Below are 26,478 nucleotides of genomic sequence, written 5' to 3'. Positions count from 1 at the left end.
TCACTCCTCGTCGAGGCCGTGCTCGATCGCGTACCGGGCCAGCTCGACGCGGTTGTGCAGCTGCAGCTTCCGCAGCGTCGACTGCACGTGGTTCTCCACCGTTCGGTGCGACAGCACGAGCCGTTCGGCGATCTGCCGGGCGGTCAGCCCCTTCGCGACCAGGCGCAGGACGTCGGTTTCGCGCTCGGTCAGCCGGGGTGGCTCCGCGCCTTCCGCAGGCGCGTCGGCCATCCGCCGGTACTCGCCGAGCACCAGCCCGGCCAGGCCCGCGGTGAACACCGGGTCGCCGGCGGCGGTGCGGCGGACGGCGTCGACCAGCTCCACCGCGGACGCCGACTTGACCAGGTAACCGGACGCGCCCGCCTTCACCGCCTCCAGGACGTCCTTGTGCTCGCCGCTCGCCGAAAGCACCAGCACCTTCGTCGACGGCAGCGCCCCGGTGATCTCGCGGGTGGCGTCCACACCGGAAGTCGTGCCGAGGTTGAGGTCCATCAGGACGACGTCCGGCTGCACGGTGCGCGCGATGCGCACCGCCGCGTCGGCGTCCGGTGCGGTCGCCCGCACGTCGAAGCCGTTTTCGGTGAGGTCGCGGGCCACCCCGTCGCGCCAGATCGGGTGGTCGTCGACCACCATCACGGAGATCTGCGGCTCGTCGCTCATCTCGCACCCCTCGTGCTCGGCACCCTGACCTCCCACTCCGTGCCCCGGCCGGGCCCGGTGTCGAGGGTCGCGCTGCCCCCGAGGTCGCGGACCCGCCCCCGGATCGATTCCACCACGCCGAGGTGCCCGTCCGCGGCGGCTTGCTCGAGAACGCCGTCCGGTATGCCCGGTCCGTCGTCGCGGATGCTCACCACGACCTCGTCGCCGAGGTCCTCCAGCAGCACCCACGCGTGCGCGTCCGGGCCCGCGTGCTTCTCGACGTTCGACAGCGCTTCGCGGGTCACGGCGACCAGCTCGCCGGTGACGTGCGCCGGCAGCTCGACGTCGTCCGCCGGCGCCGAGACCTGCACCGACGACGTCGCGAGCACCTGCAACGCGGCGCGCAGGCTCATCGTGCCGCTGTCGGTCAGCTGCACCGGCTCGGTCGTCACGAGCGACCGCAGCGCGATCTCCTGCTCGCCGGCCAGCCGGGCCAGCTCCGCCGCTTCGCCGCCGACCTCGTTGCCGCGCTTGCGGACCCGCGCGAGGACCTGCAGCACGCTGTCGTGGATCGACCGCGCCAGCCGCTCGCGCTCGGCCGTCGCGGCTTCCTTCCGCAGCGCCTGCTCCAGCCGCGCCGCCGACCGGCGGGCCATCGTCGACGCCATGCCGACCAGCAGCCCGGCCGCGGCGAGCAGGACGCCGTCGCGGGCGACGTCGAGGTCGAACTTCTCCCGCGCCAGCGCGGTCGCCACGCCGACGACCAGCCCGGCGAGCACCCCGCCTGCCGCGCCGAACCGCGCGCCCGCGGCGACTGGCGGCACGGCCGCCCACACCGTGGTGATGAGCGGGACGTTGAGCGCGAACTGCGCGTCGCTGAGCACCCACGGCGAGGTCAGCAGCAGCCCGGTGGACAGCACGAGGTCGAAGACGACCAGCGCCGGCGGCCGCGTGCGCTCGCGCAGGTAGAGGAAGCTGCTCACGACCGACCAGACGGCCATCACGCCGAGGACCGTCCACGCCAGCCACTCGCGCCGGTACTCGCCGCTCTGGACGATGACCGTGCCGCAGGCGAACGCCCAGGTGAGCACGCGGAACGCGAGCACGCCGCGCCACATGGGCGTGACCGGGTCGGGCGTCCTGCGGACGGTCACTTCTCGTCGTCTTCGCCGCGCGTCGGCACCGTGGCACCCGGGGTGCCCGGCTCGGCGTCGTTGGGCTGCGCCGCCTGGTCCTTCAGGACGTTCACCTCGGCCGGGTCCGGGTTCTCCTCGTGCAGCAGGGACCGGACACCGGCGTTGAGCACGGCCAGGATCGGCACCGCCATCAGCGCGCCCGCGATCCCGCCCACGACCAGGCCGATGGTGATCGCCAGGATGACGGCGAGGGGGTGCAGCTTCACCGCGCGCCCGAGCAGCAGCGGCTGCAGCACGTGGCTTTCCAGCTGCATCACGCCGACCACGATGGCCAGCACGATCACCGCGCCGATGAAGCCGTTGGTGACCAGCGCGATCAGCACGGCGATGCCCCCGGTGAGGAGCGCGCCGATGATCGGGATGAAGGCGCCGAGGAACACCAGCGTGGCCAGCGGGATCACCAGCGGCACGCCGACGATCCACAGCCCGATGCCGATGCCGACGGCGTCGACGACCGCCACGGCCGCCGTCGCCCGCACGTAGCTGACCAGCGACGCGAACCCGCGGCGCCCGGCGACGTCCACGCGGTTGCGGACCCGGCCGGGCGCGACGCGGACGAGGAACGTCCAGATGCCGTCGCCGCCGCTGAGGAAGAAGATGGTGATGAAGAGCGTGAGCAGGAAGCCGGTGACGATCTCGCCGACCGTGCTCGCCGTGGTCAGCGCTGTGTCGGTGAGCCAGCTCTGGTTGTTCTGCAGGAAGCCGAAGACCTGGTTGATGAACTCCTGGATCTGCTCTTGGCGCAGGTGCGCCGGGCCGTTGATCAGCCATTCCTTGATCTGGTTGAGGCTCTCGTTCAGCTGCTTCTGCAGTTGCGGCAGGCCGCTCGAGAACTGCGTGACGACGAACGTCAGCAGGCCGCCCAGCACGGCGAGCCCGGCGATCAGCACGATCGCCGTGGCCAGGCCCCGCGGGAACCGGACCGCCACGAGCTTCTGCACGGCCGGCGCGAGCAGCGCCGAGAGGAGCAGGGCGATGCCCAGCGGGATCACGACGACGGAAAGGCGGCCGATCACCCAGCCCACGACGTACAGCGCCGCGGCCACCACGATCAGCCGCCACGCGAGTGCGGCACTGATGCGTAGGCCCCGGGGGATCAGCCCGGTGACGTCCTCGTGCTCCGGCAGAAACGGGTCTTCACGTCGCGCGTGGGTCACCGGCTCACCGTAGCGGTTGCTCCGCCCGATTCCGCCGCTTTCCCGCGGCCGCGTCCGACACGCGTGGCAGCCAGGGAAGATCACCGACCGTCAAATCGGGCTACACCGTGTGTCTTTCACACGATGGGGGCATCAAGTCGTGTCGAGGATGCGCGGCGCCGCCCCGATTTGATTAGGTCGCTTCCGCAACGGCCGGATCACGAACAGGAGACGACGAGTGACGAGCACCGCGACGAACGAGGGGCAGGGCGCGAACCGCGTCGGCCGTCTCGTGTCGCGTGCGCTGCTCGTCGTCGGTGGCGCGGTGGCGGGTACCGCCGCCGCGTGGCTCGTCTCCGGCGCGACCGCTTCCGCTTCCGTTGACACTGCGTCTGTCGACACTGCTTCCGTCGACACCGTCGAGGTCGGCACCGCCGTCACCGAGGCCGCCGACGGCAGTCTCGCCGACGCGGACCACGGTGCCGCGCACTTCGCGGGTGACATGGCCGGCGCGAGCTGCCACCAGGAAGCCACGACGTGGAGCGAGCCGCAGATCGCGTGCGGCCGCACCCTCCGGCACGAGGTTTCCGAGCGCGTCAGCGACTCGGTGTCCGACCTCGCCGAGGACGCGGTGCTGAGCCCGGCCGAGCGCACCCTGGGTGCGGCCGAGCACATCGTCCGCAACCCCGAGGACACCCGCCAGGTCATCGAGCAGGCCATCGCCCCCGAGCCGGCCGAGGACTTCGGCCACCAGGTGTGGCAGCTGCTCGACCCGGCCGGGCACGGCGACCTGCTCCCGGGCCTCGACCCGGCCGGGCACGAGCCGTCGAACCCGGGGACCGGACAGCAGGCCGGTCCGGCCGCTGTCACCCCGGCCGAGCTTCCCGCTCCGCTGCGAGCCGCGCTCGTGCTGCCGGCGGGTTCGCACCACGACGACGTCACCGGTGCCGCGGGCCAGTCCCGCGACGGGCACCGTGACCTGCCGTCGCCGCTGACCCCGGCGCAGCTTCCGGCCGCGCCGGCCGTCCCCACCGCCCCGGGTGGCACCACTGCCCCCGGTGGACACCTCGACGGCTTCAACTTCGGCGTCCCCTTCTGGACGACCGAAGCCGTCGACTCCGCCGTCGCGGCGATGAGCCGCGCCGGCCTGCGCCACTCGCTGCGCACCCCGGGCGAGCAGCCCGGCGTCACTCCTGACTGAACACCTCCCTCCACGGGTCGCTGACGCGTCCACGTCCGTCCTTCGCTGACGGCTTGGCGTCCGCGCAATACCCGTGACACGGCGGTGCGCTTTGTCGCGCCCGCAAGAAGTTCCACCTCCCCTCGGTGCGCTCGGACATCCCCTCTTTCGACGGGCGCACCCCCATGAACCCGCAAGGGAACCCGAAATAAAGGAGAAAAACCCCATGCAGACGTGGGCAAAGCGCGGACTCCAGACCGCATTTGTCACGGGTGGGTTGCTGATGCTGGGCACCGGCATCGCCTCGGCTGACGAGAACGTCAACCCTGACACCCCTGCCTCGCCGCTCGACCTCAACGTGACGGTTCCGATCCAGGAAGCCAACAACGCGGTCGGCACCCCCTTCGGCCAGCTGGACCTGCCCGCCGGGCAGACGGAGCTGAGCACCAAGCCGGTCACCGGCGCGGCGAACGACGCTGCCAAGCAGCTCGACGACGCGAGCCCGATCAGCGAGAGCACCCTGGGTGGCAGCATCGCCCGGGCCGGCGGCGGGGGCGGTTTCACCCCGAGCCACAACAACCTCAAGGGCAACAAGGTCACGGGCGACGTCGTCGTCCCGATCCAGATCGTCGACAACGCGATCGGCGTCCTCGGTGACGCGACCGTCGTGGGCGGCAACCACTCGCAGACCTGGTCGCACGACCAGGACGTCAAGACCACCGGCGAAGGCTCCAGCCTCGCGGGCAACGCGGTCGTCCTCGACTGGGCGCTCCCCGTCCAGATCGCCGGCAACGGCGGCGGTGTCGCCGGCGGCACCGGCCGGGTGACCGGCGGGTCGGCCAGCCAGAGCACCACCGAGACCGGGGACGTCGCCACCAACGGCGACGGGTCCGCGCTCTCCGGCAACGTGGTGGCCGGCCAGTTCGCCACCCCGGTGCAGGTGACCGGCAACGCCGCTTCGTACCTGCTCGGCAACGGGCAGAGCCACGGCTACTCGGCCGACACCGTCGCCACCTCCGGCGGCTCGCTGCTGAGCTCCGGCGACCAGGCCTCCGGGTCGGGCAACGTGGTCGGCGCGCCGATCGCCCTGCCGGTCAAGTTCAACTGCAACTCCGGTGCGGTGTGGGGCTCGCTGTCGAACTCCGACGGCTGCAACACCTCCGCCGACGCCACGGCCGGGGACACCCGCAAGGGCAGCCTCGGCGTCCCGACCTACCTCGAGACCAGCGGCGACGACTCGTTCCTGTCCGGCAACGGCGGGGCGGCCTCGCTGTCCCCGATCGCGAACGTCGCGGGTGTCGCGGGCTCGTGGATCGGCAACGCCTCCTCGGGCATCCCCTGCGCCGGCAGTTCCTCCAGCACTGTCGACTCGGGCGGCTTCGTCCAGACCACCGGTGACAACTCGAGCGGGTCGGGCAACGTCCTCAACCCGTCGGTCGCGCTGCCGGTCGAGGCCTTCGGCATCGGTGGCACGTACATCGGCCAGGCCAACGCCGCGCACGACACCACGACCGACGCCAACGCCGGCAACGGTAGCTACACCAAGGGCAACGGCTCCTTCCTCGGCGGCAACGTCGTCAACACCCAGGCCGCGGGCGCGCCCGAGGTCTTCGGGGTCGGCGGCAGCCACATCGGCAACGCGACCGGCACGGCGACCGAGGACAAGACGGTCACCGCCGGCGGCTACGACGGCACGCAGGGCGCCAACTCCTCCGGCTCGGGCAACCTCGTCCAGGTGCCGGTGGGCCTGCCCGCCGAGGTCTTCGGCATCGGTGGCTCGTTCATCGGCCAGGGCTCCGGCGCGGCCGACGAGACCAAGGTCGTCTCCGGCGGCGGCGGTGGCAGCACCGTGGACGACGGCGGCTTCCTGAGCTCGAACCTGGGCACCGCCCCGCTGTCCACCCCGGTGCAGGTCGCCAACATCGGTGGCGCCTTCATCGGCCAGGGCCACGGCAAGGGCTCGACCGACACGACGTCCAACGCGGGCGGCGACGTCAAGGCCCACGGCCCGGCGGGCGCCGGCGCGGGCAACATCGTCGAGGCCCCGGTCGCGCTGCCCGTGCAGGCGATGGGCGTCGGTGGCGCCCTCGGCGGCATCGGCACCGGTGAGAACGACAACATCACCGACGCGACGGCGGGCGGCGACGCCGTGACCGACGGCCGCGACGGTGCGCTGACCGGCAACATCGTGAAGGCCCCGATCGCGGGCGCCGGCACGGTCTTCGGCGACGGGATCGCCGCGGCCGCGCTGGGCACCGGCAAGGGCACCAACGACGTCGAGTCGGAGGCGGGCGGCGACGCCACCACCAGTGGCGACCGCGGCAGCGTGGCCGGCAACATCATCGGCGTGGACCCGCTGGCGGTGGCGCAGGTCTTCGGTGACGCCGCCAGCGTGGCGGGTGTCGCCAAGGGCGCCGGCATCAACATGACCGAGGTCGAGAACGCGGGCGACGACACCACCTCCGGTGTCGAAGGCGCGATCTCCGGCAACATCCTCGACCTGCCGGTGACCGCGATCGCGCAGCTGTTCGGCGACGCGGTGACCGTGGGCGGCGTCGCGCACGCCGTCGGCGAGAACACGCTGACCACCCACAACGGTGGCAAGGCCACCACCGCGGGTGACCACTCCAGCCTGTCGGGCATCAACGGCTACCACGCGTTCGCGCTGCCGGTGCAGATCTTCGGGGTGCCCCTCGAGCTGCTCGGGGTCGCCACCGCCCACGCCACGGACGCGACGAGCATCGACGAGGACGTCGACCCGATCGCGTTCCCGGCCGAGGGTTCGGAGCTGGCGGCCGGCGAGCTGCCGTCGCTGGCCGGGCTGCGCAGCGGCCTGCCCATGCAGGGTGGCCTGCCGTCGGTGGACGGGCTGAACCGCGAACTGCCGGTCGCCGCCCTGCTCGGCGGGCTGCCGTCGATGGACGGGCTGACCGGTGCGCTGCAGGCCGGCAACCTGGGCCCGCAGGGCGTGCCCTCGCTGGCCGGGCTGGCGAGCAACGTGCCGACCGCCGGGCTGCCCACCCAGGGCCTGCCCGCGCTGCCGGTGACCGCGCCGGTCGGCGAGCGCGCCGACGTGCCGCAGGTCGGCAGCCCGCTGTCGGGTGTCTCGCAGCTCCCGCAGCTGCCGGCCCCGGCGCTGCCGAAGCCGGCCCTGCCCACCGCCGCGGGCCTGCCCGGGGTGAACGGGCTGTCGTCGCTGGGCTCCCTCGGCGGTCACGGCACCGAGCGTGCGGACGTGCCGGCCGCGGGCCTGCCCGTCGCGGTGCCGGCGCTGCCGGCCCTCGGCGGTGCTCCGGCCCTGCCGAAGCCGGCCCTGCCGGCGCTGCCCTCCACCTCGGCGCTGCCCGCGGTGACCGGGCTGTCGGCCCTGGGCACCACGCTGCCGAAGCACACCGAGCGTGCGGACGTGCCGGCCACCGGCCTGCCCGTCGCGGCCCCGGCGCTCCCGATCGCGGCCCCCGCGCTGCCGATCGAGGCTCCGGCCGCCCTGCCGGCCACGCTGCCGGTCGCGCAGACCGTGCCGGTGAACGCCAAGCTGCCGGTGCTGGACAGCACCCCGCAGGTCCCGGCGATGTCCGGCCTGGACTCCACCGGCTTCCTCGCGAAGCTGATGGGCCTGGTCAAGCGCAAGTAGTGCGCTGATGCCGGGCGGGTTCGGCCAGAGCCCGCCCGGCCCCCGATCCTGCTGCCGCGGGCGGGCGCTCCACCGCGCCGCGAGGGTGACCTCGCACGGAGCGCCCCCGGCCCCGCGACAGCGGAACCGAAAAGCTCTCCTTCCCTGGAGACGACGAGCCCCAGGAGCCACTTCGGCTCCTGGGGCTCGCTCGCGTCCGGCGGAAGTTCAGGAGAACTGGAGCGACCGCTTCGCCAGGCCGTGCCAGAAGCCGTCGATCACCGTGCGGCCGGAGCTCTCGTCCGAAGTGGCGCCGAGGGAGACGAACAGCGGCGCGAAGTGCTCGATCCGCGGGTGCGCGAGCGCCGCCGCCGGGGCCTTGTACCGGAAGTCCAGCAGCGTGTCGACGTCGCCGCTGCGCAGGACCTCGTCACCCCAGTGGTCGAACTCGGCCGACCACGCCGGCGGCGTCCCGTCGGTGGCGCGGGCCATCCCGCTCAGGTTGTGGGTGAAGAAACCGCTGCCGATGATCAGCACGCCTTCGTCGCGCAGCGGCGCGAGCTTGCGGCCGACGTCGAACAGTTCCTGCGGGTCGAGGGACGGCATCGAGATCTGCAGCACCGGGACGTCGGCGTCCGGGTACATCTCGACCAGCGGCACGTAGGCGCCGTGGTCGAGGCCGCGCGCCGGGTCGTCGTGCACCGGCGTCTCGGGCGAGTGGAGCAGCTTCCGGACCTTCGCCGCCAGCTCCGGCGCGCCGGGAGCCGCGTACCGCACCTGGTAGTAGCGCTCGGGGAAACCCCAGAAGTCGTACACGAGCGGCACGGTCGTGGTCGCCCCGATGGTCAGGGGCGCCTCCTCCCAGTGCGCCGACACGATCAGGATCGCGCGGGGCTTGGGCAGGTCGGCGGACCAGCCGGCGAGCTGGCGGGTCCAGGTCGTGTCGTCGGCGAGCGGCGGGGCGCCGTGACTGAGGTAGAGAACCGGGGTGCGGGTCATCGAACGCTCCAGTGATTGAAAGTTCAACTACCAGAGTAGACGACGCCGTCCGCCGAGATATTCCTCCAGGCGGCTTCGAGGTTCGCGGCGCAGCGTTCCAGCGTCCGCAGCGTGGTGCGGTAGTCGCGGGCGCGCAGGTCGGCCACCTTCGGCGCCATCGAGCTCTCGCCGGCGACGAACGGCGCCATCGCCGCATCCACCCGCTCCGGCGTGCGGGCGCCGAGGGCGATCGTGTTGAGTACCTGCCAGTGCCGACGGGTCAGCGACTCCGCGTCGAGGGCTCCGGCCATGGAGGATTCGAGAAGGTGGAGCAACCATGACGGACGCGGTGGCCGACGTCGAGCGGGCCATGATCGCGATCCGCCGCAGCCAGCAGCGGCGAGCCCTCAGCCGGATCGGCAAGGCGAGAGGCCGCGGCGCGCACGACCCGGTGTTCGAGCTGCTCGACGTCGTCGAAGAGCTCGCCGAACGCGGGGAACCGAGCACGGTGACGGCCCTGAGCGCGGCGATGGGCGTCGACCAGCCCCGCGCCAGCAGGCTCGTGGCGCGCGCGGTCGAGCAGGGTCTGCTCCGCCGCGAAGCCGACCAGCGCGACGGACGGCGTGCGGTGCTCGTGCCCACCCCGGCCGGCCAGGCGCACCTCGACGAGATGCACGCCTTCCGGCGCGGGGTGTTCGCCGAGGTCATGGCGGACTGGCCGGAGGAGGACCGCGAGAACTTCGGCAGGCTCCTCACGGCCTTCGTCCGCGGGTACAGCGCCCTGGGCTAGGGCCGGGGTTCGAACGTCATGAAAGAGTCGTTCATGACCTCAGACGTCATGAACGACTCTTTCATTGCATCGGCGACCGCCGTTAGTCGTGCGAGAGGTCGACGAAGCGGCTGTAGTGCAGCTGGTGCGCGACGGTGATCGTCGCCGTCGGGCCGGCGCGGTGCTTCGCGATGATCAGGTCCGCCTCGCCCGCGCGCGGGTCGTCGCGCTCCCAGGCGTCCGGGCGGTTGACCAGGATGACCAGGTCGGCGTCCTGCTCCAGTGAGCCGGACTCACGCAGGTCGGACAGCATCGGGCGCTTGTCCGTGCGCTGTTCCGGACCACGGTTCAGCTGGCTGATCGCGATCACCGGGACCTCGATCTCCTTCGCCAGCAGCTTCATCTGCCGGGAGAACTCCGAGACTTCCTGCTGCCGCGACTCGACGCGCTTGCCGGACGTCATCAGCTGGAGGTAGTCGAGGACGACGAGCTTGAGGTCGTGCCGCTGCTTCAGCCGCCGGGCCTTCGCGCGGATCTCCATCATCGTCATGTTCGGCGAGTCGTCGACGAACAGCGGCGCCTCGGAGACCTCGCTCATCCGGCGGGCCAGGCGCGTCCAGTCGTCGTCCGACATCTTGCCGCCGCGCATGTCGGCGAGGCGGATCTTGGCCTCGGCCGACAGCATGCGCATGACGATCTCGGTGCGGCTCATTTCCAGCGAGAAGATGACGCTGGTCATGCCGTGCCGGATCGACGCCGACCGCGCGAAGTCCAGGCCCAGTGTCGACTTGCCGACACCCGGGCGGGCCGCGACGATGATCATCTGACCCGGGTGCAGGCCGTTGGTCAGCTCGTCGAAGTCGGCGAACCCGGTCGGGATGCCCTGGGACTGGCCGCCGCGCGACGCGATCGCGTCGATCTCGTCCATCGTCGGCTGCAGCAGCTCTTCCAGCGCGACGTAGTCCTCGCTGGTCCGCCGCTCGGTGACGTCGTAGATGGCGGCCTGCGCGCGGTCGACGACCTCGTCGATGTTCGCGCCGTCGCCCGCCGCCGCGCCGTAGCCGTACTGCACGATCCGGGTGCCCGCCTCGACGAGCCGGCGCAGCACCGCCTTCTCCGAGACGATCTCGGCGTAGTAGCCCGCGTTCGCCGCCGTCGGCACCGTCGCGATCAGCGTGTGCAGGTAGGGCGCGCCGCCGACGCGGCCCAGCTCACCGCGCCGCTCCAGCTCGGCCGACACCGTGATCGGGTCGGCGGGCTCGCCGCGGCCGTAGAGGTCGAGGATGCAGTCGTAGATCGCCTGGTGCGCCGGCTTGTAGAAGTCGTCGGGGCCGAGCGCCTCGATGACGTCGGCGACCGCGTCCTTGGACAGCAGCATGCCGCCGAGCACGGACTGCTCGGCCGCGATGTCCTGCGGCGGCTGGCGGTCGAAGCCCCCACCGCCACCGGGACCGGGGTCGCTCGGACCCGGGTCTTCCTCCGCATACATCGGACTGCGGTCGTCGGTCAGCGCCACCGCCCCGGACACCTCCTCATCGTGTCGAACACCCGTTCGATTATGCCGGATCTTCGCTCTCGAAGCACGTGGCCGTCGCTCGCGCTCCCGGCCACCGGACCTCGTCCCCCGATGATCGGCGACAACGCCGACCGGCTGCCGCAGACACGCGGAGCGCCACCGTGAGTACAGGCCCGAGCGGGCACGCTAGATCCCCCGGAAGGCCGATGGCAATTCAGGGTGGGGACCCTTCTGTGGACAACCTGGGGATGAATGGGGGTAACCAGTCACAGGTGCCGCGAGAGCTGTGGACAAGTTGGGGACAAGCGTGATCGCCTTTGGTGAATGCCCAGCTCAGGGGCTGTGTACAAGGTGTGGAGAACTCGCGGAAAACTCGTCCGGCGTGTCGCGCGAAGTCCGTTCTTCGGCGTGTCGTGGACCAGCTCGAGCCCATTGGACCACGCGGCCTGTGGATGAATATCACGGAGGGTAGACGCGTTACCCGGAGGGCTGAACGCCGGTTTCGTCAGGCGGCGGTGAGCCGGCCCTGTGCGCTGCGTAACCGGTCAGCGAGAACGCGCTGGTCGGCCGGGGTGAAGGCGATCCGGTTCTCGCCGCGGCCCGGAATCTCCTCGGTCAGCCACCGGCCTTCCGACGTATCGATGTAGTTAACCGGGCGTTCGATCCGGTGCCGCGCGCCGGTGCGGCTGCGGGCCGCGACGTACAGGCTGCCGCTCCCCATCCGGCGCAACGCGAGGATCCGGCGGAGCTCGTCGGCCTCCTGCGAACCCTCGGCCGGGCGATCGCTGCGGAGCACCGCAAAACTGCCTTCGTCGCCGCGGGGGGTGCCTTCGATCTGGCTCTTCGGCACCGCGAGCGGTGTCCCGCGGCCGGGTGCCAGCTTCGGGATCTGGCCGAGGAAGTCGTCGAGCAGCTCGTGCGGCTTCGTCGACTCCAGCACGACGACGTCCAGCTCCTCGTGCTTGGCCAGCACGAACGCCTCGCCGCCGGCGCTGCCGGCGAGCAGCCGGTAGCTCACCGGCTTGCCCTGGAACCCGCCGTCGATCCAGCCGTAGTACTCCAGCTGCGGCCGGGCGATCGCCTCGATCGTCGCGACGAACCCGGGGTGCATCCCGCGCGGGCCGAACAGGCCGGCCTTGGCGAGCTCGGCGTTGGTCTGCTCGTCCTCGCCGCGCTGGGCCTCGTCGCTGTACCAGGTCGGCTTCTCGGACAGCACCGCGTGCGGTTCGCCGCCCCGGCGCCGGATCAGGTTGATCAGGGTGCCGGTCGTGATGGTGACCTGCCTGTCCAGCACCGCGCTTTCCCCCAGAAGAATCGGACACTGAAAATCGTTGGTGAACCCGCAAGAGCCGGGCGCGCCCATCTTGGCACGCGCCCGGCGATCCCGCGTGCGCTACTCGCCGATGACCGGCGGCGCGGTCAGCTCGTCGGTCCCGAAGATGTCGTTCGGGTCGTCGCCGAGCAGGTACTTCGACGTGCGTTCCTCGTCGCCGCCGCCCTGGCCCTTGGCGCCACCGGGGTGCATGCCGCCCATGCCACCCATCCCGGAGGCACCGGCGCGGCCCGCGGCCGCGCCGCCCATCGCCCCGCCGGCACCCGCGCCACCCCGGCCGGCGCCGGCCGCGTCCCCGGCACCGGGCATGGCGCCGGTCGAGCCGCCGGGCCCGAAGCCGACGCCGCCCGGCCCGAAGCCGCCCGACGGGTCGCCGATGCCGCCCGAGCCACCCGGCCCGAAGCCGCCGCCGGGGATGGCGAAGTCGCCCGCGCCGCCCCCGCCGCCGGGGCCGAAGCCACCGCCTGCCCCGGGGATCTTCGGCGGGACGAACCCCGACGAGTGGGTGCCGTCGTTGAAGTTCGGCGGGGTGTAGGCAGGGAGCTTGCCCGGGTCGTAGTTCCCGCCCGGGATCTTCGAGGGGTCGAAGTTCGGCGGTTTCGACGGGTCGAAGCCCGGAACCTTGCCCGGGTCGAAGCTGCCGCCGGGGGTGTTCGGCTGGCCGGGGAACGACGGCACGGTACCCGGCTGCGGCATGTTGACGCCCGGCACCGAGCCGCTCCCGTTGCCGTTGGGGTCGCCCGAGCCGGTGCCGTCCTTGTCGCCCGGCTTCTTCTTGCCGTCCTTGCCGCCGCCGTCGACGTTGACGTTCTCCTGCTGGCCTTGCAGCGCGGCGTACGTCGGCATCTTCTGGCCGTTGTCGTTGCTGGCCTTGTAGTAGGTGTTGAAGGCGTCGACGTTGGCCTGGCCCTTGGCGTTGTAGTCGCGGATCGCCCGGTCGGTGTCGGTCGTCCACGGCTTGATCGCGTTGAGCAGGTTGTTCTTCGGCGGGTCCTTCGGCACCTGCTGCACCTGCGCGTGGACCGTGGTGAACGCGTTGTGCTGCTCGCCGAGGTACTTGTCGGAGTCGGTGAGCTTGGTGCCGGAGTCCTCCATCCACACCCGCAGCGGGTGGGCGCCCGCCTGCTGGGCCGCTTCGGCCCCGCCGCCGGTCCAGGCCGCGTCCATCTCCTTGGCCAGCGCGTCGATCGTGCCGAGCCGCTCGGCGTAGGCGCCCTTCAGCCGGTTCGCCGCGGACTGCCCGTTTTCGATCGAGCCGGCACCGGGACCGGTGGTGATCTTCTCCCAGATGTCGTAGCAGTCGATCTTGCGGTCGCCCTGCACCGACGTGTGGTCGTCCGAATGCGTCGTCGCCAGGTTGTACGCGGCGAAGCCGCCCAGGAGCACCAGTTCCAGCATGTCAGCCCTCCTTCAACGTCTGCACCATCGCCTCGCCGAACTTCTGCGCCACCGGGCAGGGGTCCGCCGCGCCGGCGCCGTTGTCGTACTGCACGAGGATGTTGACCGCCAGCTCGTCGGTCACCCCGACGAACAGGCCGCACTTGCCGCTCTTGCGCCCGTCGACCGCCGCGGCGTAGACGGCCGGGTAGCCGCTGATCTGCGTCTCTTCCCAGTACGCGTCGTTGGCCTTCGTGTCGTAGACGTCGCTGAGGCCGTTCTTGTTCGCCGTCACCGTGGTCACGTCGATCTGGTTGCCCGGGTCGGCGGCTTCCTGGAACGTGCAGCTCGGGCCGTTGTCCGTGGAGCGCGGGGAGCCGGCGCCGAGGCTGAGCGTGGAGCGCGCGGACGACGAAAGCGTCGCGCAGGCGTCCGAGGTGATCGACGCGGTGTTCAGCGGGCTCGGCACCTTCGGCGCGGAGCCGCCACCGGCCGCCTGGCCGCTCGACTCGGCCGTGGACGGCGCCGGGTTGGCGGTGCCGCGCGTCTTGCCCGAGCAGCCCGCGAGGGCGAGCACGGTCAGTGCCACTGCCGGGACGGCGATGAGTCGTCGGTTCACGTGGCCTGGTTCCCCCGCTTCGAGAGGTCGGCGTAGGTGTCCGACTCCTTGGTGGTGATCTTCTGCTTCGCGGCGGTGAGCGCGTCGATGTAGTTCTTGACGTAGTCCTGCATCTTCTGGTTCTGCTCGAGGAACGCCTTGCCGGACGGGTTCGCGAGCTTCTCCCAGTCGCCGCTAGCGAACTCCTTGCCGGGCGCCTTCACGTTCGCCATCAGGTTGGCGTCGGCGTAGTCGCGCTTCAGGTCGGCCTGCAGGTCCTGCCACTTCTTGATGACGCCGTCGATCTTGTCGGCGTCGAACGTGAAGCCGCCGCCACCACCGGCCGGCGCGGACATGTTGACCTCGTTAGCCATGCGATCCCATCCCCTTCGCGTCCTCGCCCATTCTCCTCCGACGCCGCCGCGGTGTCCGAGGTTCCCCGGAAAGCGTGAAGGCGGGCCGCCCACCAGGGGACGGCCCGCCTTCTCACGACGTATTGCCTTACGGTGCCGACCCTACTGGGCGACGGCCTTGACCTCGAGCCGCACGTCGACCTTGACGTCCGGGTGCAGCCGGGCGCCGACCGAGTGCTTGCCCACGGTCTTGATGTGGTCGCGCAGCTCGATGACGCGCTTGTCGAGCAGCGGGCCACCGGCCGCCTTGATCGCGTCGACGATCTCGCCGGCGGTGATCGAACCGAAGAGCTTCTTCGAGCCCGCGGCCGCCTTGCCGGTGAGCTGGACGGCGCCGAGGCCCTCCAGCGTCGCCTTGATCTCCTTGGCGTGGTCGAGGTCGCGGATGCGACGGCTCTCCTGCGCGCGCTGGATCGTGCGGACGTTCTTCTCCGCGCCCTTGGAGGCCACGATCGCGTAGCCCCGCGGGAGCAGGTAGTTGCGCGCGTAGCCGTCCTTGACCTCGACGATGTCGCCGGGGCCGCCCAGGTTGGCCACGTCGGTGGTGAGGATGATCTTCGCCATTTCCGTGCCCTCCCTTAGCGCGCGGTCGAGGTGTAGGGCAGCAGCGCCATTTCGCGGGAGTTCTTGACCGCGATGGCGATGTCACGCTGGTGCTGGCTGCAGTTGCCGGTGACGCGACGGGCACGGATCTTGCCGCGGTCGGAGATGTACTTCCGCAGCAGGTTGGTGTCCTTGTAGTCGATCAGTTCCGGGCGGCCCTTCTTCTCGGCCTTGCAGAACACGCAGACCTTCTTCTTGGGCTTGCGGATGGGTGGCTTGGCCACTGTCTACTCCTGGTAATTCAAATCTGTGTGGATGTGTACGAGATCAGAAGGGGGGCTCGTCGGAGAAGCCGCCGCCACCGCTGCTCGCGGCCGGGGCGGAACCCCACGGGTCGTCGGCGGGCATGCCGCCACCGCCGCCGCCGCCGCGGTTCCCGCCGCCACCGCCGCCGCCGAAGTCACCGCCGCCACCGCGGCTGACCTTGTTGACCTTGGCCGTGGCGTACCGCAGCGAGGGGCCGATCTCGTCGACCTCGAGCTCGACGACGGTGCGCTTCTCGCCTTCCTTCGTCTCGAACGAGCGCTGCTTCAGGCGGCCCTGCACGACGACGCGGGCGCCGCGGGTGAGGGACTCGGCGACGTTCTCCGCCGCCTGGCGCCAGATGTTGCAGCGCAGGAACAGCGCCTCGCCGTCCTTCCACTCGCCGGACTGCCGGTCGAGGGTGCGCGGGGTGGACGCGACGGTGAAGTTCGCGACCGCCGCACCGGACGGGGTGAAGCGCAGCTCCGGGTCGGAGGTCAGGTTGCCGACCACCGTGATGACGGTGTCTCCAGCCATCGGGGTTCCCCTCGGGCTCAGGCCTTGGCGGCAGCGGGCTTGGCCGCGGCGCGCTTGACCTCGCGACGCATGACCTTGGTGCGGAGCACGGTCTCCTGCAGCGACAGCTGCCGGTCGAGCTCCTTGACCGCGTCGGCCGAGGAGTTCAGGTCCAGCAGGGCGTAGATGCCCTCGGCGTGCTTCTTGATCTCGTACGAAAGGCGGCGGCGGCCCCAGACGTCGACCTTCTCCACGGAACCGCCCGAAGTGCGGATCACGTTGAGGAAGTTGTCCAGCGTGGGGGCGACCGTGCGCTCGTCGAGCGTGGGGTCCAGGATGACCATTACCTCGTAATGGCGTGACACAACCACTCACCTCCTATGGGCTCGCGGCCACGGGCTGTCCGTGGCAGGAGGGTTTGTCCAGGTAAGGCTACCTGGGGGTGCCGAGGCGGCCGGACAGCGGGTCTCTTCCCGGGGGTCAGGCGGCCCGGCGCAGCACCCAGGTGCGGACGAGCCCGGCGGTCACCCCGGCGAGCACGATCACCGCGAGCAGCATGGGCAGCTGCACGTCGTCCGCCGCGCTGTTCGAGGCCAGCGACTGCGCGTTGCCGGCGTCGCGGATGTCGGCGCCCTGGCCGCTCTGCCCGCTCTGGTCGCCCTGGCCCGCCTGCGGCGCCGAGAGGTCGCCGGGGAGGGTGCCGTTCGCCGGGTAGCGCACCCCGGGCGCGACGGCGGTGCCCGCGGTGGCGGTGGGGATGCCGCTGTAGTCGCGCATCGGCGCGCTGCCGCCTGTGCCGCCTGTGCCGCCCCTGGTGCCCGGGTTCAGGTTCGAGAGGTTGCCGGACGCGCCGCCGGGGACGGTGTCGGTGCGGGCCTGCGGGGTGCCGGCGCCCGGCGTCGCGGGCGCGGCGTAGTTGGTGGCGATCGTGGTCAGGCCGCAGTTCTTCGCGACGTTCGACGAAATCGCGGCAAGCACCTCGTTCTTGGTGCTGTCCAGCACGCCCAGGCCGTTCGCGCCCTTCAGTGCGGTGGCGACGGCGCCGCCGACCGCGGAGCCCGCGATCGTGCCGCCCGCGGCGTTCGGCACCTGGCCGACGGTCAGCGCGCCCTTGCCGGCGATGGTGTCGGCGAGGGAATCCGGCCACACGCTGGCGAAGGTCCAGAAGTGGCTGTTGACGTAGTCGCGGGCGCCCTTGCGGACCAGTTCCTTCACCGAGGCGCCGGTGACCGCGACCGTGTCGCCCATGCTGCCGCTGACCGAGCCCGTGCAGGTGCCCGCGAGGGTCGTGGCGGCGGAGGCCGTGCCCGTGGAGAGGAACGCTCCGCCGACCATGAACGCGGCCATGGCGATGACGGTCATGGTCTTCCGCACGAGCTGTCCTCCAGGGATTACGGGGGCGTCGTTCGAGGCAACATCAGGATGAACGAGGGAGATACGCGAAAGATACTCGGCAGTTGGATCAATTCGCAGCGGCCATTCGGCGGAGTACCCAGGTGCGGACAAGGCCCGCACTGACTCCGGAGAGTGCCAAAACCGCGATCAGCAGCGGCAGATTCGACCCGTTCGTGAATCCGTCCGATGCCGAGGGTAGCGCTTCCGCCTGCCCGGCGGCCTGCACACCGGAATTGTTCTCCGCGGTGCCGTCCGGACCGGTGAGACCGTACTGCGGCGCGTAGCCCGGGATCTGGCTGCCGTACCGGATGGCGGGCGACGGCGTGAACAGCCCGGCCGTCGCGAACGGGATGCCGCTGTAGTCGCGCATCGGCGCGTAGCCGGTGCCGAAGGTGAACGGGAAGCCGCCGAACACGGGGGTGCTCGCGAAGCCGGGCAGGAGCGGGCTGTTCGCGTCCGGGATCGGCGTGGTGCCGGCCGGGGTGCCGCCCTGCGGCGCGCCCCCGGACCCGCCCTGCGCCGGCGGCTGCTGCGGGCTGCCGCCTGTGCCGCCGGGCTGCGGCGACGACTGCTTGCCACCCCCGCTCAGGCTCCGGCCGACATCGCCGGTGGCCTGGGTGATTCCGTTCGTGGTGCCGGCGACGGTGTTGTTCAGCGCCCCCGCCGCGGGCGCGCCGACGACCGGAACCGGCGCGACGACCGTGTCCACGATGTTCACGGTGACCTTGCAGAGGCCGCCGAGCAGACCGCCCACCAGGCTGGTCAGCCCGTCCGTCACCGTTTTCAGGCCGAACGGGGTCGAGATGACATCGCCGGGCTTCGCGGTCACGGTGTCACCGCACTTGGCCGGGATGGTGTCGGCCGAGGCGGTGCCGGGCATGCCGAGCACGGCGGAACCCGCGAGCACGACCGCCGCCGCACCGACCGCCGTTGCCCTCCGTGTCCGATCCCGCATGCTCGCCGCCCCTGGTGTCGTCGCCTACTTCCCAGTACAACGACGCTAAGGCAGCTCGGTGACGCCCGCTCGCTCAAAAATGTCCGGCATTCGGGTGGAAGCGGGGTGACCGTGCGTCAGGCGGGGCTGCGGCGGATCCAGGCCCGGACGAGCGCGGCCGCGACGATCGCCAGCGCCAGCACGGCGAGCAGCATCGGCAGCTTCGCCGGCGGCGTGACACCCGGCAGGGCCTCGGCGGTACCGGACCGCTCGGCGTCGACGGTCGGTGGCGGCACCTGCCGGCCCGGGATGATCTGCGCGATCACCGGCGCCTGGACCAGGCTCCCCGGCAGCAGGGCGGCGTTGGTGAAGATGCCCGAGATCGCGTCGCCCGGCAGGCCCGCGCTCCCCGGGCCGCTGACGACCGGGCCGGTGCTGGAGCCGGGCGGACCCGGCGGCGTCGGGCCGGGCGGGTTCGGACCCGGCGGCCCCGGCGGCCCCGGCGGGGCAGGCGGGGCAGGCGGGAGGGGCGGCAGTTCGCCCGCCACGCCCTGGGTCAGGCCGCCGACGGTGTTGAGCGTGCCCTGCGCGGCCGGGCAGACGCCCTTCGCCGTCGCGTCGCCGACCAGCGGTACCTGGCCGATGCCGAGCGCCTTCACCGTGTCGCCCAGCGGCAACGTGAGCAGGGGCTTCGAGCCGTTCGTGTTCCGCGAGCTCGAGTCCAGGCCGACCGTGAGCTGGTTCGGGGCGTTCAGCGGGGCGCCGGCGTCCAGGGTCAGGCCGGGCGACCCGCCGTTCTGCAGCGTGGCCTCGCAGCTGCCGCCGAGTGTGGGGCTCGTGTCGGCGCTCGCCGGGCCGGGCAGTGCGAGCGTGGCCGACGCCGCGAGGGTGAACCCCAGTGCGGTGATCCGGGCGACGTGCTTCCCCATCGGTGCCCTCCGGCAGTCGGACCAAATCTGGATCACGGAACGCGCTCACGGTACTCCACCAGCGTCACCAAGCGGGCTCACCGGCCGCACTAGGGGTCCGGAGTACCGTGCTCGGCATGCTGATTGGCGCCCATGTCCGTGACGACGACCCGTTGACCGCGGTCGCCGAGCGCAAAGCCGACGTCGTCCAGTTCTTCCTCTCCGACCCGCAGGGCTGGAAAGCCCCGAAGCCGCACCCGCACGGCGAGGCCATCGCGGCCGACCCGGTCGAGGTGTTCATCCACTCGCCCTACCTGATCAACGTGGCTTCGCTGAACAACAAGATCCGGATCCCCTCCCGGAAGAACGTCACGCAGCACGCGGACGGCGCCGCGGCGGTCGGCGCCAAGGGCCTGATCGTGCACGGCGGGCACGTCGGCGCGAACGACGACGTCGAGGCCGGCCTGGACAACTGGCGCAAGCTCTTCGAGCGCGAGCAGGAGAAGGGCGGCTTCAAGGTCCCGATCCTGATCGAGAACACCGCCGGCGGCGAGAACGCGATCACCCGCGACCTCGACGTCATCGCCCGGCTGTGGGACAAGGTCGGCGAGTTCGGCGCCGGGTTCTGCCTGGACACCTGCCACGCCTTCGCCGCGGGCTGGGACCTGGCCACCGCCGTCGAGAAGGTGAAGGCCATCACCGGCCGGATCGACCTGGTGCACCTCAACAACTCCCGCGACGAGTTCGGCTCCACCCGCGACCGGCACGCGAACGTCGTCAAGGGCGAGGGCACGATCGACCCCGAGGTGCTGGTCGCCGTCGCGCGCGCGGCGGGCGCCCCGGTCGTCGTCGAGACGCCGCCCGACGGCCAGGCCGCCGACATCGCCTACCTGCGGGAACAGCTCGGCTAGACGGTCACGGCCCGCCGGCGGCGCCGGACCGCGTTCGGGATGATCACGTCACGGGCGCCGTCGAGGAAGCCGCCGGCCGGGTCGTCGTCGCCGTCCATCCGGACCAGGTCGGTGGCCGGCCGGTAGATCTCCCGGACGACCAGCACGCACAGGCCGATGACGGCCAGGTCGCGGACCACGACCGTGCCGAGGAACCAGCCCTCGGGCAGGCCCTTGTGGTCGACGCCGAGGTAGTAGAACATCCGCGGCACCCAGACGACGGCGTCGATCAGCATCCAGCCGAGCAGCAGCCGCCAGCGCGGGATGGCCAGCACGGCCAGCGGGACGAGCCACAGCGAGTACTGGGGGCTCCACACCTTGTTCGTCAGCAGGAACGCGGCCACGACGAGGAACGCGAGCTGGCCGACGCGCGGCCGCCGCGGCGCGGCGAGGGCCAGGTAGGCGATCCCGGCGCAGCAGGCCAGGAACAGCACGGCCACCGTGATGTTGAGGTACGTCGGTGTCTGGTTCTTCTGCAGCACGCCGTCGAACCCGGCCCAGCCGGTGGTGTACGAGAAGACGTTGTACAGCGAGTCCGGGTCCATCGGCCGCAGGGCGCTCATCCGGAAGAACTCCCACCAGCCGCGGGTCGCGGTGAGGATGAACGGCGCGTTCACCGCCAGCCACGTCACGACCGCGGCGGCCGCCGTCTTCCAGAACGGCGTGAGCCTGCCCGCGCGCAGGCAGAGCGCGAACAGCACGCCGAGCAGGAAGAGCGGGTAGAGCTTCGCCGTCGCGCCGAGGCCGAGCAGGAGCCCGGCGAGCAATGGCCGCTTCCGCGCCCAGGCGAGCAGGCCGGCCGCGGTGAACGCGGTCGCGATCGCGTCGAAGTTGGTGAAGGCGTGCACCAGCACCAGCGGCGAGATCGCCACCAGGACCATGTCCCACGGACGGCGTTTCATCGTCCGGCCGGTGGCCCAGACGGTGACGAGCCAGGCGAGCGCGAGGAAGAACGCCGTGATGTCGAAGTAGATCGCCACCGGCAGCGCGCCCGGCAGCCAGCCGGCCTGTGCGACGCTGTACCAGCCCTGGGCGAGCTTCGCGTTCGCCCACTGGAAGAGGCCGGTGAGCACCGGGTACTCCATGTACCGGGTGTTGTTCTCGGCGGTCTGCGAGCTTTCCTGCCACGACGTGTAGTACGGGAAGGTGCCCGGCCGGTCGAGCCGCTCGGAGCCGTAGAGCGGCACGATGTCGGAGTAGCACATGGCGACGAACGGGCGGCCCGCGCGCCAGTCGAGCTGGGTGTTCCCGTTTGCGTCCTGGTACTGCTGGATGCAGGAGCCCTTGCCGAACCAGCACAGCATCAGGGCCAGCGTGGCCAGCAGCAGGCCGACGCGCTGGGGCGACCAGAACCAGTGCCTGCCGACCGCCGCGTGCTCACCCAGCGGGCCGCCGACGGGTCTGGTGACCGCCGCCGCCAGTGGCTCGTTCCAGCTGGGGACGACCCGGTCCGCCCGGGACAGCGTCACGGGCCTGGGGTCCGCCTCCCGCGTGGTCTCCTCTGGCACGAGGCGGATCGTATCGGTGATCGACGTGCGCTGTGGTGAAGCCGGTGATCACGCCGGATTCGCGTAGTACGAGGCCAGGACCTCGGCGGCCGCGCCGCGGGTGACGAGCTCCTCGCCGGAGGTGTCTTCGACGACCTCGATGCGCTGCCAGTGCGGCAGCGGCAGCAGCTCCTCGAGCCGTTCCGAGACGGCTTCGCGGTGGACGCCCGGCTCGTCCCGGACCGCCCGCCCGGCCAGCACGATCCGCTCCAGGTCGAGCACCTGCACGAGGTCGGCGAGCCCGATGCCGAGGAGGCCGGCCGCGGCCCGGGTGTCCGGCGCGCGCTTGACCATGATCTCGACGCAGCCGCGTCGCCCGCAGGCGCAGCGTGGCCCGTCGAACGCGATCGTGGTGTGCCCGAACTCACCCGCGTTGGTCCGCGGGCCGCGGTAGAGCCGCCCGTCGATCAGCAGGCCGACGCCGATGCCGGTGCCGACGAGCACCACCGCGGTCGCCGTCGGCTCGCCGTGCGGCCAGAGCCGGGCGAACGCGGCCGCGTTGGTGTTCTTGTCGAGCGTCACCGGCAGCCCGGTGCGCCGCTCGAGCAGGCCGCGCAGGGGGACGTCGTGCCAGCCGGGCATGTTCGTGGCGTCGCGGACCAGGCCGGCGTGGTGGTCGAGCGGCCCGACCGCGCCGAGGCCGAGGCCGAGCACGTCGAAGCCGTCGGCGAGCTCGAGCGCGGTCGCCCCGATGGCCTCGACGGCCTGCGCGGGCGTGAAGCCGGGCGGCAGCGGGCCGCCCGCCGTCTCCTCGACCTCGCCGACGAGGTTGGTGCGCAGCACGTGGTACTCGTCACGGTCGAGGCGCGCGCCGAGCGCATGCTTGGCGCCGGCCCGGATGCGCAGCGCCGTGCGTGGCTTGCCCACCCCGGCGGAGGGCTGGCGCTGCTCGTCCAGCAGGCCGGTGTCGAGCAGTTCGGGGACGATCTTGGAGACGGCCTGCTGGGTGAGCCCGGTGCGTTCGGCGAGCTCCACGCGGCTGAGTCCGCCGGCGCGCAGGATGTGCGAGAGCAGCAGGGCGCGGTTGTGCGCGCGCACGTCGCGCAGGTTCACCCCGGTGTCCGCCATGGACGGATCTTCGCACGTCTGGTCAGTTAGGCAACGCTGTTGTTTTATTGCGGAGCGGCGGGGTTTAATGACGGGCATGGCGGACGACTTGCGTGTGGGCATCCTGGGGTACGGCATCGGTGGCCGCGTGTTCCACGCGCCGCTGGTCGCGGCGACCCCCGGGCTCACCCCGGCGGTCATCACGACGTCGGGCAACGCCGCCCAGGCGCGCACCGACCACCCGGGCGCGGACGTCGTGCCCGGCGCCGACGCGTTGTTCGAGCGGGCGGGCGACCTCGACCTCGTCGTGGTCAGCACGCCCAACCGCACCCACGTGCCGCTCGCGCTGCGGGCGATCGAAGCCGGCCTGCCGGTGGTCGTCGACAAGCCCTTCGCGCCGACCGCCGCCGAAGCCCAGCGGGTCGTCGACGCGGCCAAGGCGGCCGGCGTCGGCCTGACGGTCTTCCAGAACCGGCGGCTCGACTCCGACTTCCTCACCGTGCGGAAGGTCCTCGAGTCCGGCCGGCTCGGCGACGTCTTCCGCTTCGAATCCCGCTACGACCGCTGGGTGCCGAAGCCCAAGGACAACTGGCGCGAGTTCGGCGACCCGGCCGAGGCCGGCGGCCTGCTCTACGACCTCGGCGCGCACATCGTCGACCAGGCGCTGCAGCTGTTCGGCCCGGTCACCCGCGTCTACGCGGAGGTCGACCGCCGCCGGGCGGGTGTCCAGGTCGACGACGACGTCTTCGTCGCGCTGCACCACGCGAACGGCGTCCGGTCGCACCTGTGGGCGTCCGCGCTGGCGGGCACCCTCAACCCGCGGTTCCGGGTCCTCGGCGAGCGGGCCACGTTCACCAAGTACGGCCTCGACGTGCAGGAACCGCAGATCAAGGCGGGCATGCGCCCCGGGGACGACGGCTGGGGCGTGGAGCCGGCGGCGGACGCGGGCCGGATCGGCGTCGGCAGCGACGTCAAGACGGTGCCCACCGAGACCGGCCGCTACGAGCAGTTCTACGCCGAGGTGCGTGACGCCCTGCGCGGCGAAGGCGAGTTCCCGGTCGACCCGGCGTCCTCGGTCGAGGCCCTGCGCGTGATCGAGGCCGCCCACCGCTCCGGTGTCGAAGGAACCGTGGTCGAGCTCTGACCCCCTGACCGGCCGTGACCTCGGTGACCCCCAGCTTCGAGGTCACGGCCTCCTTCGCCGGACGACCCGCTGTCAGGGGCCGAAGTTCGCCTGCCCGGTGTCGTTGCCGTTGCCACGCCCGCGGCCGTCGCGCCGGTCGTTGCCGCGGACGCCGTCCTGCTGCTGTTGCCGCTGGTCGCGGTTGTCGCCGCGGCCGATCGTGAAGCGGTCGTCGTCCTGCTGCTGCTGCTGTTGTTGCTGCTGCACCTGCTGTTGCCGGAGCTGGAGCTGGAACTGCAGCTGGTCGTCCTGCGGTGCCGTGATCGCCTGGACGCGGTCGAACCGCTCGGCCGGCTTCCCGGCCAGGTAGAGCTGCATGAACCGCTGCCACACCGGGCCGGCCACGACGGACGGCGTCAGCGGCGCGCCGTTCGGGCCGCGCAGTGCCTTGTCGCCGTCGCCGCCCACCCACACCGCGGCCGACACGGAGGGGGTGTAGCCCACCATCCACGTCTGCGAGTTCGTGTTCGCCGCGGACGCGGGTTCGTCGGCGGCCGGCGTGTGCTGCTGGGTCCCGGTCTTGCCCGCGCACTCGTGCCCGGCCGGGCAGGACAGCCGCGAGAACGGGATCACCGGCGCCAGCGCGGCCGTCACGTTGCCGGCGATCTGCCTGCTCCGGTCCCGGTCGTTGTCCGCGAACGCGTCCGTCGCGCGCGCGCCGGTTTCGTAGGCGGTCTCGCCCTGGGAGTTCGTCACCTTCTGCACGAAGTGGCGGCTGTGCTGGATGCCGCCGGCGGCGAAGGTCGCATACGCGGAGGCCATGTCCGCCGGCGTCACCGCGGTCTGGCCGCCGCCGATCGAGATGTTGTTGTCCCCGGTGAAGAGCACACTGCGGCCGCCGTTGTCCTTCGTGCGGATGCCCGCTTCCTGCGCGGCCTCGGCCACCCCCGCCGGCTTGGTCACGTTGAGCACCATGTCGTAGAAGACGGTGTTGGTGGACCGCTGCATCGCCTCGGCCACCGTGCACACCTCGGAGCAGCTGCTGCTGGCGCCGGCGTTGCGCACCGGCAGCGGCACGTCCGGGAACGAGCGCGGCGAGCGGCCGTCGAAGACCGCGTTGAGCCCGCGGCCGCCCTTGAGGAACGCGGTGAGGTCGAACGGCTTCATCGACGACCCGGGGTTGTGCGCTTCGTCCGCCCAGTCGCGCCCGGCCTGGTCCTCGCCGTTCGGGCCCTTCACGATCGGCTCGCCGCCGTAGTAGGCGAGCACGCCGCCGGTCTTCGGGTCGACGGCGACCATCGCGCCGAGCACGCGGTCGTCGGTCTGCCCGGCCATGCCCTGTGCCACGGCCTGCTCGGCGGCGTCCTGCGCCTTCGAGTCGATCGTCGTGAACACCTGGAACCCACCCGAGTAGTACTTCTCCTCGGGGATCCCCGCCGCGGCCAGCTCGGCCTTCACCTGCTTCTTGACGAACGGGTTGACCGTGTTGCCCTGCCGCGATTCGACGAGCGGGATCGGGGTCGGGAACCGCGCCGCCTTCCGGTCGGCGGCGGAGAGGTAACCGTTGCGCTGCATGCGGTCCAGCGCGGTGCTCCACCGGTCGCGAGCCACCGTCGGGTTTTCCGACCGGCCCGGCTGCTGGATCAGCCCGGCGAGCAGCGCGGACTCGGAGAAGTTCAGCTGGGCGGCGTCCTTGCCGTAGAACGCCTGCGCCGCCGCCTGGATGCCGTAGGCGCCGCGGCCGAAGTAGATGATGTTGAGGTAGGCGGTGATGATGTCCGCCTTCTCGTAGGTCTGGTTCATCTTGAACGACTTCGCGAGCTCGACCCACTTGCGCGTCAACGTCGGCGCGTCGTCGCCGGAGGCGTTCTTGATGTACTGCTGGGAAATCGTCGAGCCGCCGCCGGAGCCGCCGGTGACCTGGTTGTAGGCGGCCCGCAGGATGCCGGAGACGTCGAACCCGGAGTTGGTCTCGAAGGACGCGTCCTCGGTGGCGATCACGGCCTTCTTGACGACGTCCGGGATCTGCGCGGGGTCGAGGAGCTGCCGGTTCCCGCCGGTGGGCACGTCCTTGCCCATCTCGGTGCCGTCGGCGTAGAGGTAGGTGACCGCCTGGCCCTGCGACTGCGCGACCGAGGCCGGCGAAGGCACGTCGACGGCGAAGTACGTGATCACGAAGGCGACCGCGGGCACCAGGAAGAACAGGCCGGACAGCACGTACACCACCCGGCGGACGGTCTTCCAGCGGCGGCGGCGCGGGTCGGCGGCGATGTCGGCGGTGGGCTCGTCCGGTTCGTCCGGCCGCGGGAGAGGCCGGCGTGGCTGGTAACGACCACGCGGAACCGGCCGGCGGCCGAGCCTCGAGCGATTTCGGTCGGTGTACACGGGGCCGTCCTCGGGTACGCAAGTGGGCTGCGGGCGCAGACCCCTCGACACTCCACACGGACCACGGACGGCGGTGGTT

The 26,478-nt window shown here is 71.7% G+C and carries 25 protein-coding genes; 5 read left to right on the top strand and 20 right to left on the bottom strand.

Features of this window, described 5'->3' with window-relative positions; all coding sequences use genetic code 11:
- The 3 genes from BLW76_RS06950 to BLW76_RS06940 are packed head-to-tail and all read right to left on the bottom strand — an operon-like array spanning position 1 to position 2,992.
- Positions 1 to 660, bottom strand: a complete 660-nt coding sequence (locus BLW76_RS06950; RefSeq protein ID WP_091305017.1) for a response regulator — start codon at positions 658 to 660, stop codon at positions 1 to 3.
- The gene (gene macS, locus BLW76_RS06945) at positions 657 to 1,793 is read right to left on the bottom strand and encodes a MacS family sensor histidine kinase (protein WP_091305016.1); all 1,137 of its coding nucleotides are present in this window, start codon (positions 1,791 to 1,793) and stop codon (positions 657 to 659) included. Before macS ends, BLW76_RS06950 begins: the two co-directional genes overlap by 4 nt.
- Complete coding sequence (locus BLW76_RS06940) at positions 1,790 to 2,992, bottom strand: AI-2E family transporter (protein WP_091305015.1); 1,203 nt, start codon at positions 2,990 to 2,992, stop codon at positions 1,790 to 1,792. The genes macS and BLW76_RS06940 overlap by 4 nt, the downstream gene beginning before the upstream one ends.
- A 217-nt stretch (positions 2,993 to 3,209) precedes the next feature.
- Between BLW76_RS06940 and BLW76_RS06935 the strand changes: the two genes are divergently transcribed.
- Both BLW76_RS06935 and BLW76_RS06930 read left to right on the top strand, forming a co-directional pair.
- Positions 3,210 to 4,172, top strand: a complete 963-nt coding sequence (locus tag BLW76_RS06935; protein WP_091305014.1) for a hypothetical protein — start codon at positions 3,210 to 3,212, stop codon at positions 4,170 to 4,172.
- 205 nt (positions 4,173 to 4,377) lie between these two features.
- Complete coding sequence (locus tag BLW76_RS06930; protein WP_244170071.1) at positions 4,378 to 7,785, top strand: beta strand repeat-containing protein; 3,408 nt, start codon at positions 4,378 to 4,380, stop codon at positions 7,783 to 7,785.
- Positions 7,786 to 7,992: 207 nt separating this feature from the next.
- Here BLW76_RS06930 and BLW76_RS06925 read toward each other — a convergent pair whose 3' ends face one another.
- Both BLW76_RS06925 and BLW76_RS06920 read right to left on the bottom strand, forming a co-directional pair.
- Positions 7,993 to 8,763, bottom strand: coding sequence for a dioxygenase family protein (locus BLW76_RS06925; protein WP_091305013.1), 771 nt, complete (start codon positions 8,761 to 8,763; stop codon positions 7,993 to 7,995).
- A gap of 23 nt (positions 8,764 to 8,786) precedes the next feature.
- Positions 8,787 to 9,053 (bottom strand): hypothetical protein, encoded by a 267-nt coding sequence (locus BLW76_RS06920; protein WP_091305012.1) that lies wholly within the window; start codon positions 9,051 to 9,053, stop codon positions 8,787 to 8,789.
- Between the two features lie 26 nt (positions 9,054 to 9,079).
- On the opposite strand from BLW76_RS06920, the gene BLW76_RS06915 reads away from it, so the two are divergent.
- Positions 9,080 to 9,532 (top strand): MarR family winged helix-turn-helix transcriptional regulator, encoded by a 453-nt coding sequence (locus tag BLW76_RS06915; protein ID WP_091305011.1) that lies wholly within the window; start codon positions 9,080 to 9,082, stop codon positions 9,530 to 9,532.
- An 82-nt stretch (positions 9,533 to 9,614) separates the two neighbouring features.
- Here BLW76_RS06915 and dnaB read toward each other — a convergent pair whose 3' ends face one another.
- The 12 genes from dnaB to BLW76_RS06855 all read right to left on the bottom strand — a co-directional run bounded on the left by dnaB (position 9,615) and on the right by BLW76_RS06855 (position 19,368).
- A complete protein-coding gene (gene dnaB, locus BLW76_RS06910; protein ID WP_091305010.1) occupies positions 9,615 to 11,027 on the bottom strand; it encodes a replicative DNA helicase in 1,413 nt (470 codons plus the stop codon).
- 505 nt (positions 11,028 to 11,532) lie between these two features.
- On the bottom strand, positions 11,533 to 12,321 hold the full coding sequence (locus BLW76_RS06905; protein WP_091305009.1) for an ESX secretion-associated protein EspG: 789 nt from the start codon (positions 12,319 to 12,321) through the stop codon (positions 11,533 to 11,535).
- Between the two features lie 99 nt (positions 12,322 to 12,420).
- On the bottom strand, positions 12,421 to 13,758 hold the full coding sequence (locus tag BLW76_RS06900) for a hypothetical protein (protein ID WP_091305008.1): 1,338 nt from the start codon (positions 13,756 to 13,758) through the stop codon (positions 12,421 to 12,423).
- A 1-nt stretch (position 13,759) separates the two neighbouring features.
- Entirely contained in the window at positions 13,760 to 14,356 is a 597-nt protein-coding gene (locus tag BLW76_RS06895) for a DUF3558 domain-containing protein (protein ID WP_091305007.1), read from the bottom strand.
- Entirely contained in the window at positions 14,353 to 14,709 is a 357-nt protein-coding gene (locus tag BLW76_RS06890) for a hypothetical protein (RefSeq protein WP_091305006.1), read from the bottom strand. The genes BLW76_RS06895 and BLW76_RS06890 overlap by 4 nt, the downstream gene beginning before the upstream one ends.
- A gap of 141 nt (positions 14,710 to 14,850) precedes the next feature.
- Positions 14,851 to 15,312 carry a 50S ribosomal protein L9 gene (gene rplI / locus BLW76_RS06885; RefSeq protein WP_091305005.1) on the bottom strand — a complete coding sequence of 154 codons (462 nt, stop codon included), beginning with the start codon at positions 15,310 to 15,312 and terminating at the stop codon, positions 14,851 to 14,853.
- 14 nt (positions 15,313 to 15,326) lie between these two features.
- The gene (gene rpsR / locus BLW76_RS06880) at positions 15,327 to 15,575 is read right to left on the bottom strand and encodes a 30S ribosomal protein S18 (RefSeq protein ID WP_003098744.1); all 249 of its coding nucleotides are present in this window, start codon (positions 15,573 to 15,575) and stop codon (positions 15,327 to 15,329) included.
- Between the two features lie 43 nt (positions 15,576 to 15,618).
- Positions 15,619 to 16,131, bottom strand: coding sequence for a single-stranded DNA-binding protein (locus BLW76_RS06875; protein WP_003098746.1), 513 nt, complete (start codon positions 16,129 to 16,131; stop codon positions 15,619 to 15,621).
- A 17-nt stretch (positions 16,132 to 16,148) separates the two neighbouring features.
- Positions 16,149 to 16,475 carry a 30S ribosomal protein S6 gene (gene rpsF / locus BLW76_RS06870; protein ID WP_200876551.1) on the bottom strand — a complete coding sequence of 109 codons (327 nt, stop codon included), beginning with the start codon at positions 16,473 to 16,475 and terminating at the stop codon, positions 16,149 to 16,151.
- A 115-nt stretch (positions 16,476 to 16,590) separates the two neighbouring features.
- On the bottom strand, positions 16,591 to 17,472 hold the full coding sequence (locus BLW76_RS06865) for a hypothetical protein (RefSeq protein ID WP_091305816.1): 882 nt from the start codon (positions 17,470 to 17,472) through the stop codon (positions 16,591 to 16,593).
- Positions 17,473 to 17,572: 100 nt separating this feature from the next.
- Positions 17,573 to 18,460, bottom strand: a complete 888-nt coding sequence (locus BLW76_RS06860) for a hypothetical protein (RefSeq protein WP_208613231.1) — start codon at positions 18,458 to 18,460, stop codon at positions 17,573 to 17,575.
- 116 nt (positions 18,461 to 18,576) lie between these two features.
- Positions 18,577 to 19,368 carry a hypothetical protein gene (locus BLW76_RS06855; RefSeq protein WP_091305004.1) on the bottom strand — a complete coding sequence of 264 codons (792 nt, stop codon included), beginning with the start codon at positions 19,366 to 19,368 and terminating at the stop codon, positions 18,577 to 18,579.
- Positions 19,369 to 19,484: 116 nt separating this feature from the next.
- Here BLW76_RS06855 and BLW76_RS06850 point away from each other — a divergent pair, with 116 nt between their 5' ends.
- Positions 19,485 to 20,258, top strand: coding sequence for a deoxyribonuclease IV (locus BLW76_RS06850; RefSeq protein ID WP_167384492.1), 774 nt, complete (start codon positions 19,485 to 19,487; stop codon positions 20,256 to 20,258).
- Here the strand turns inward: BLW76_RS06850 and BLW76_RS06845 are convergent.
- Together BLW76_RS06845 and BLW76_RS06840 are read right to left on the bottom strand one after the other, a co-directional pair.
- Positions 20,255 to 21,805, bottom strand: coding sequence for a glycosyltransferase family 87 protein (locus tag BLW76_RS06845; RefSeq protein ID WP_091305002.1), 1,551 nt, complete (start codon positions 21,803 to 21,805; stop codon positions 20,255 to 20,257). The genes BLW76_RS06850 and BLW76_RS06845 overlap by 4 nt on opposite strands.
- 48 nt (positions 21,806 to 21,853) lie before the next feature.
- Positions 21,854 to 22,912: an ROK family transcriptional regulator gene (locus BLW76_RS06840; protein WP_091305001.1), complete on the bottom strand. Its 1,059-nt coding sequence runs from the start codon at positions 22,910 to 22,912 to the stop codon at positions 21,854 to 21,856.
- 76 nt (positions 22,913 to 22,988) lie between these two features.
- Between BLW76_RS06840 and BLW76_RS06835 the strand changes: the two genes are divergently transcribed.
- Positions 22,989 to 24,035 (top strand): Gfo/Idh/MocA family oxidoreductase, encoded by a 1,047-nt coding sequence (locus BLW76_RS06835; protein WP_091305812.1) that lies wholly within the window; start codon positions 22,989 to 22,991, stop codon positions 24,033 to 24,035.
- Between the two features lie 72 nt (positions 24,036 to 24,107).
- Here BLW76_RS06835 and BLW76_RS06830 read toward each other — a convergent pair whose 3' ends face one another.
- Positions 24,108 to 26,399 carry a transglycosylase domain-containing protein gene (locus tag BLW76_RS06830; protein ID WP_091305000.1) on the bottom strand — a complete coding sequence of 764 codons (2,292 nt, stop codon included), beginning with the start codon at positions 26,397 to 26,399 and terminating at the stop codon, positions 24,108 to 24,110.
- Between the last annotated feature and the right edge of the window lie 79 nt (positions 26,400 to 26,478).

Origin of the sequence: Amycolatopsis tolypomycina (genome assembly GCF_900105945.1) — a bacterium.
Lineage (GTDB): Bacteria > Actinomycetota > Actinomycetes > Mycobacteriales > Pseudonocardiaceae > Amycolatopsis > Amycolatopsis tolypomycina.
The sequence above is the reverse complement of the archived record's forward strand: the minus strand, read 5'-3'. Positions and strand labels throughout refer to the sequence as shown.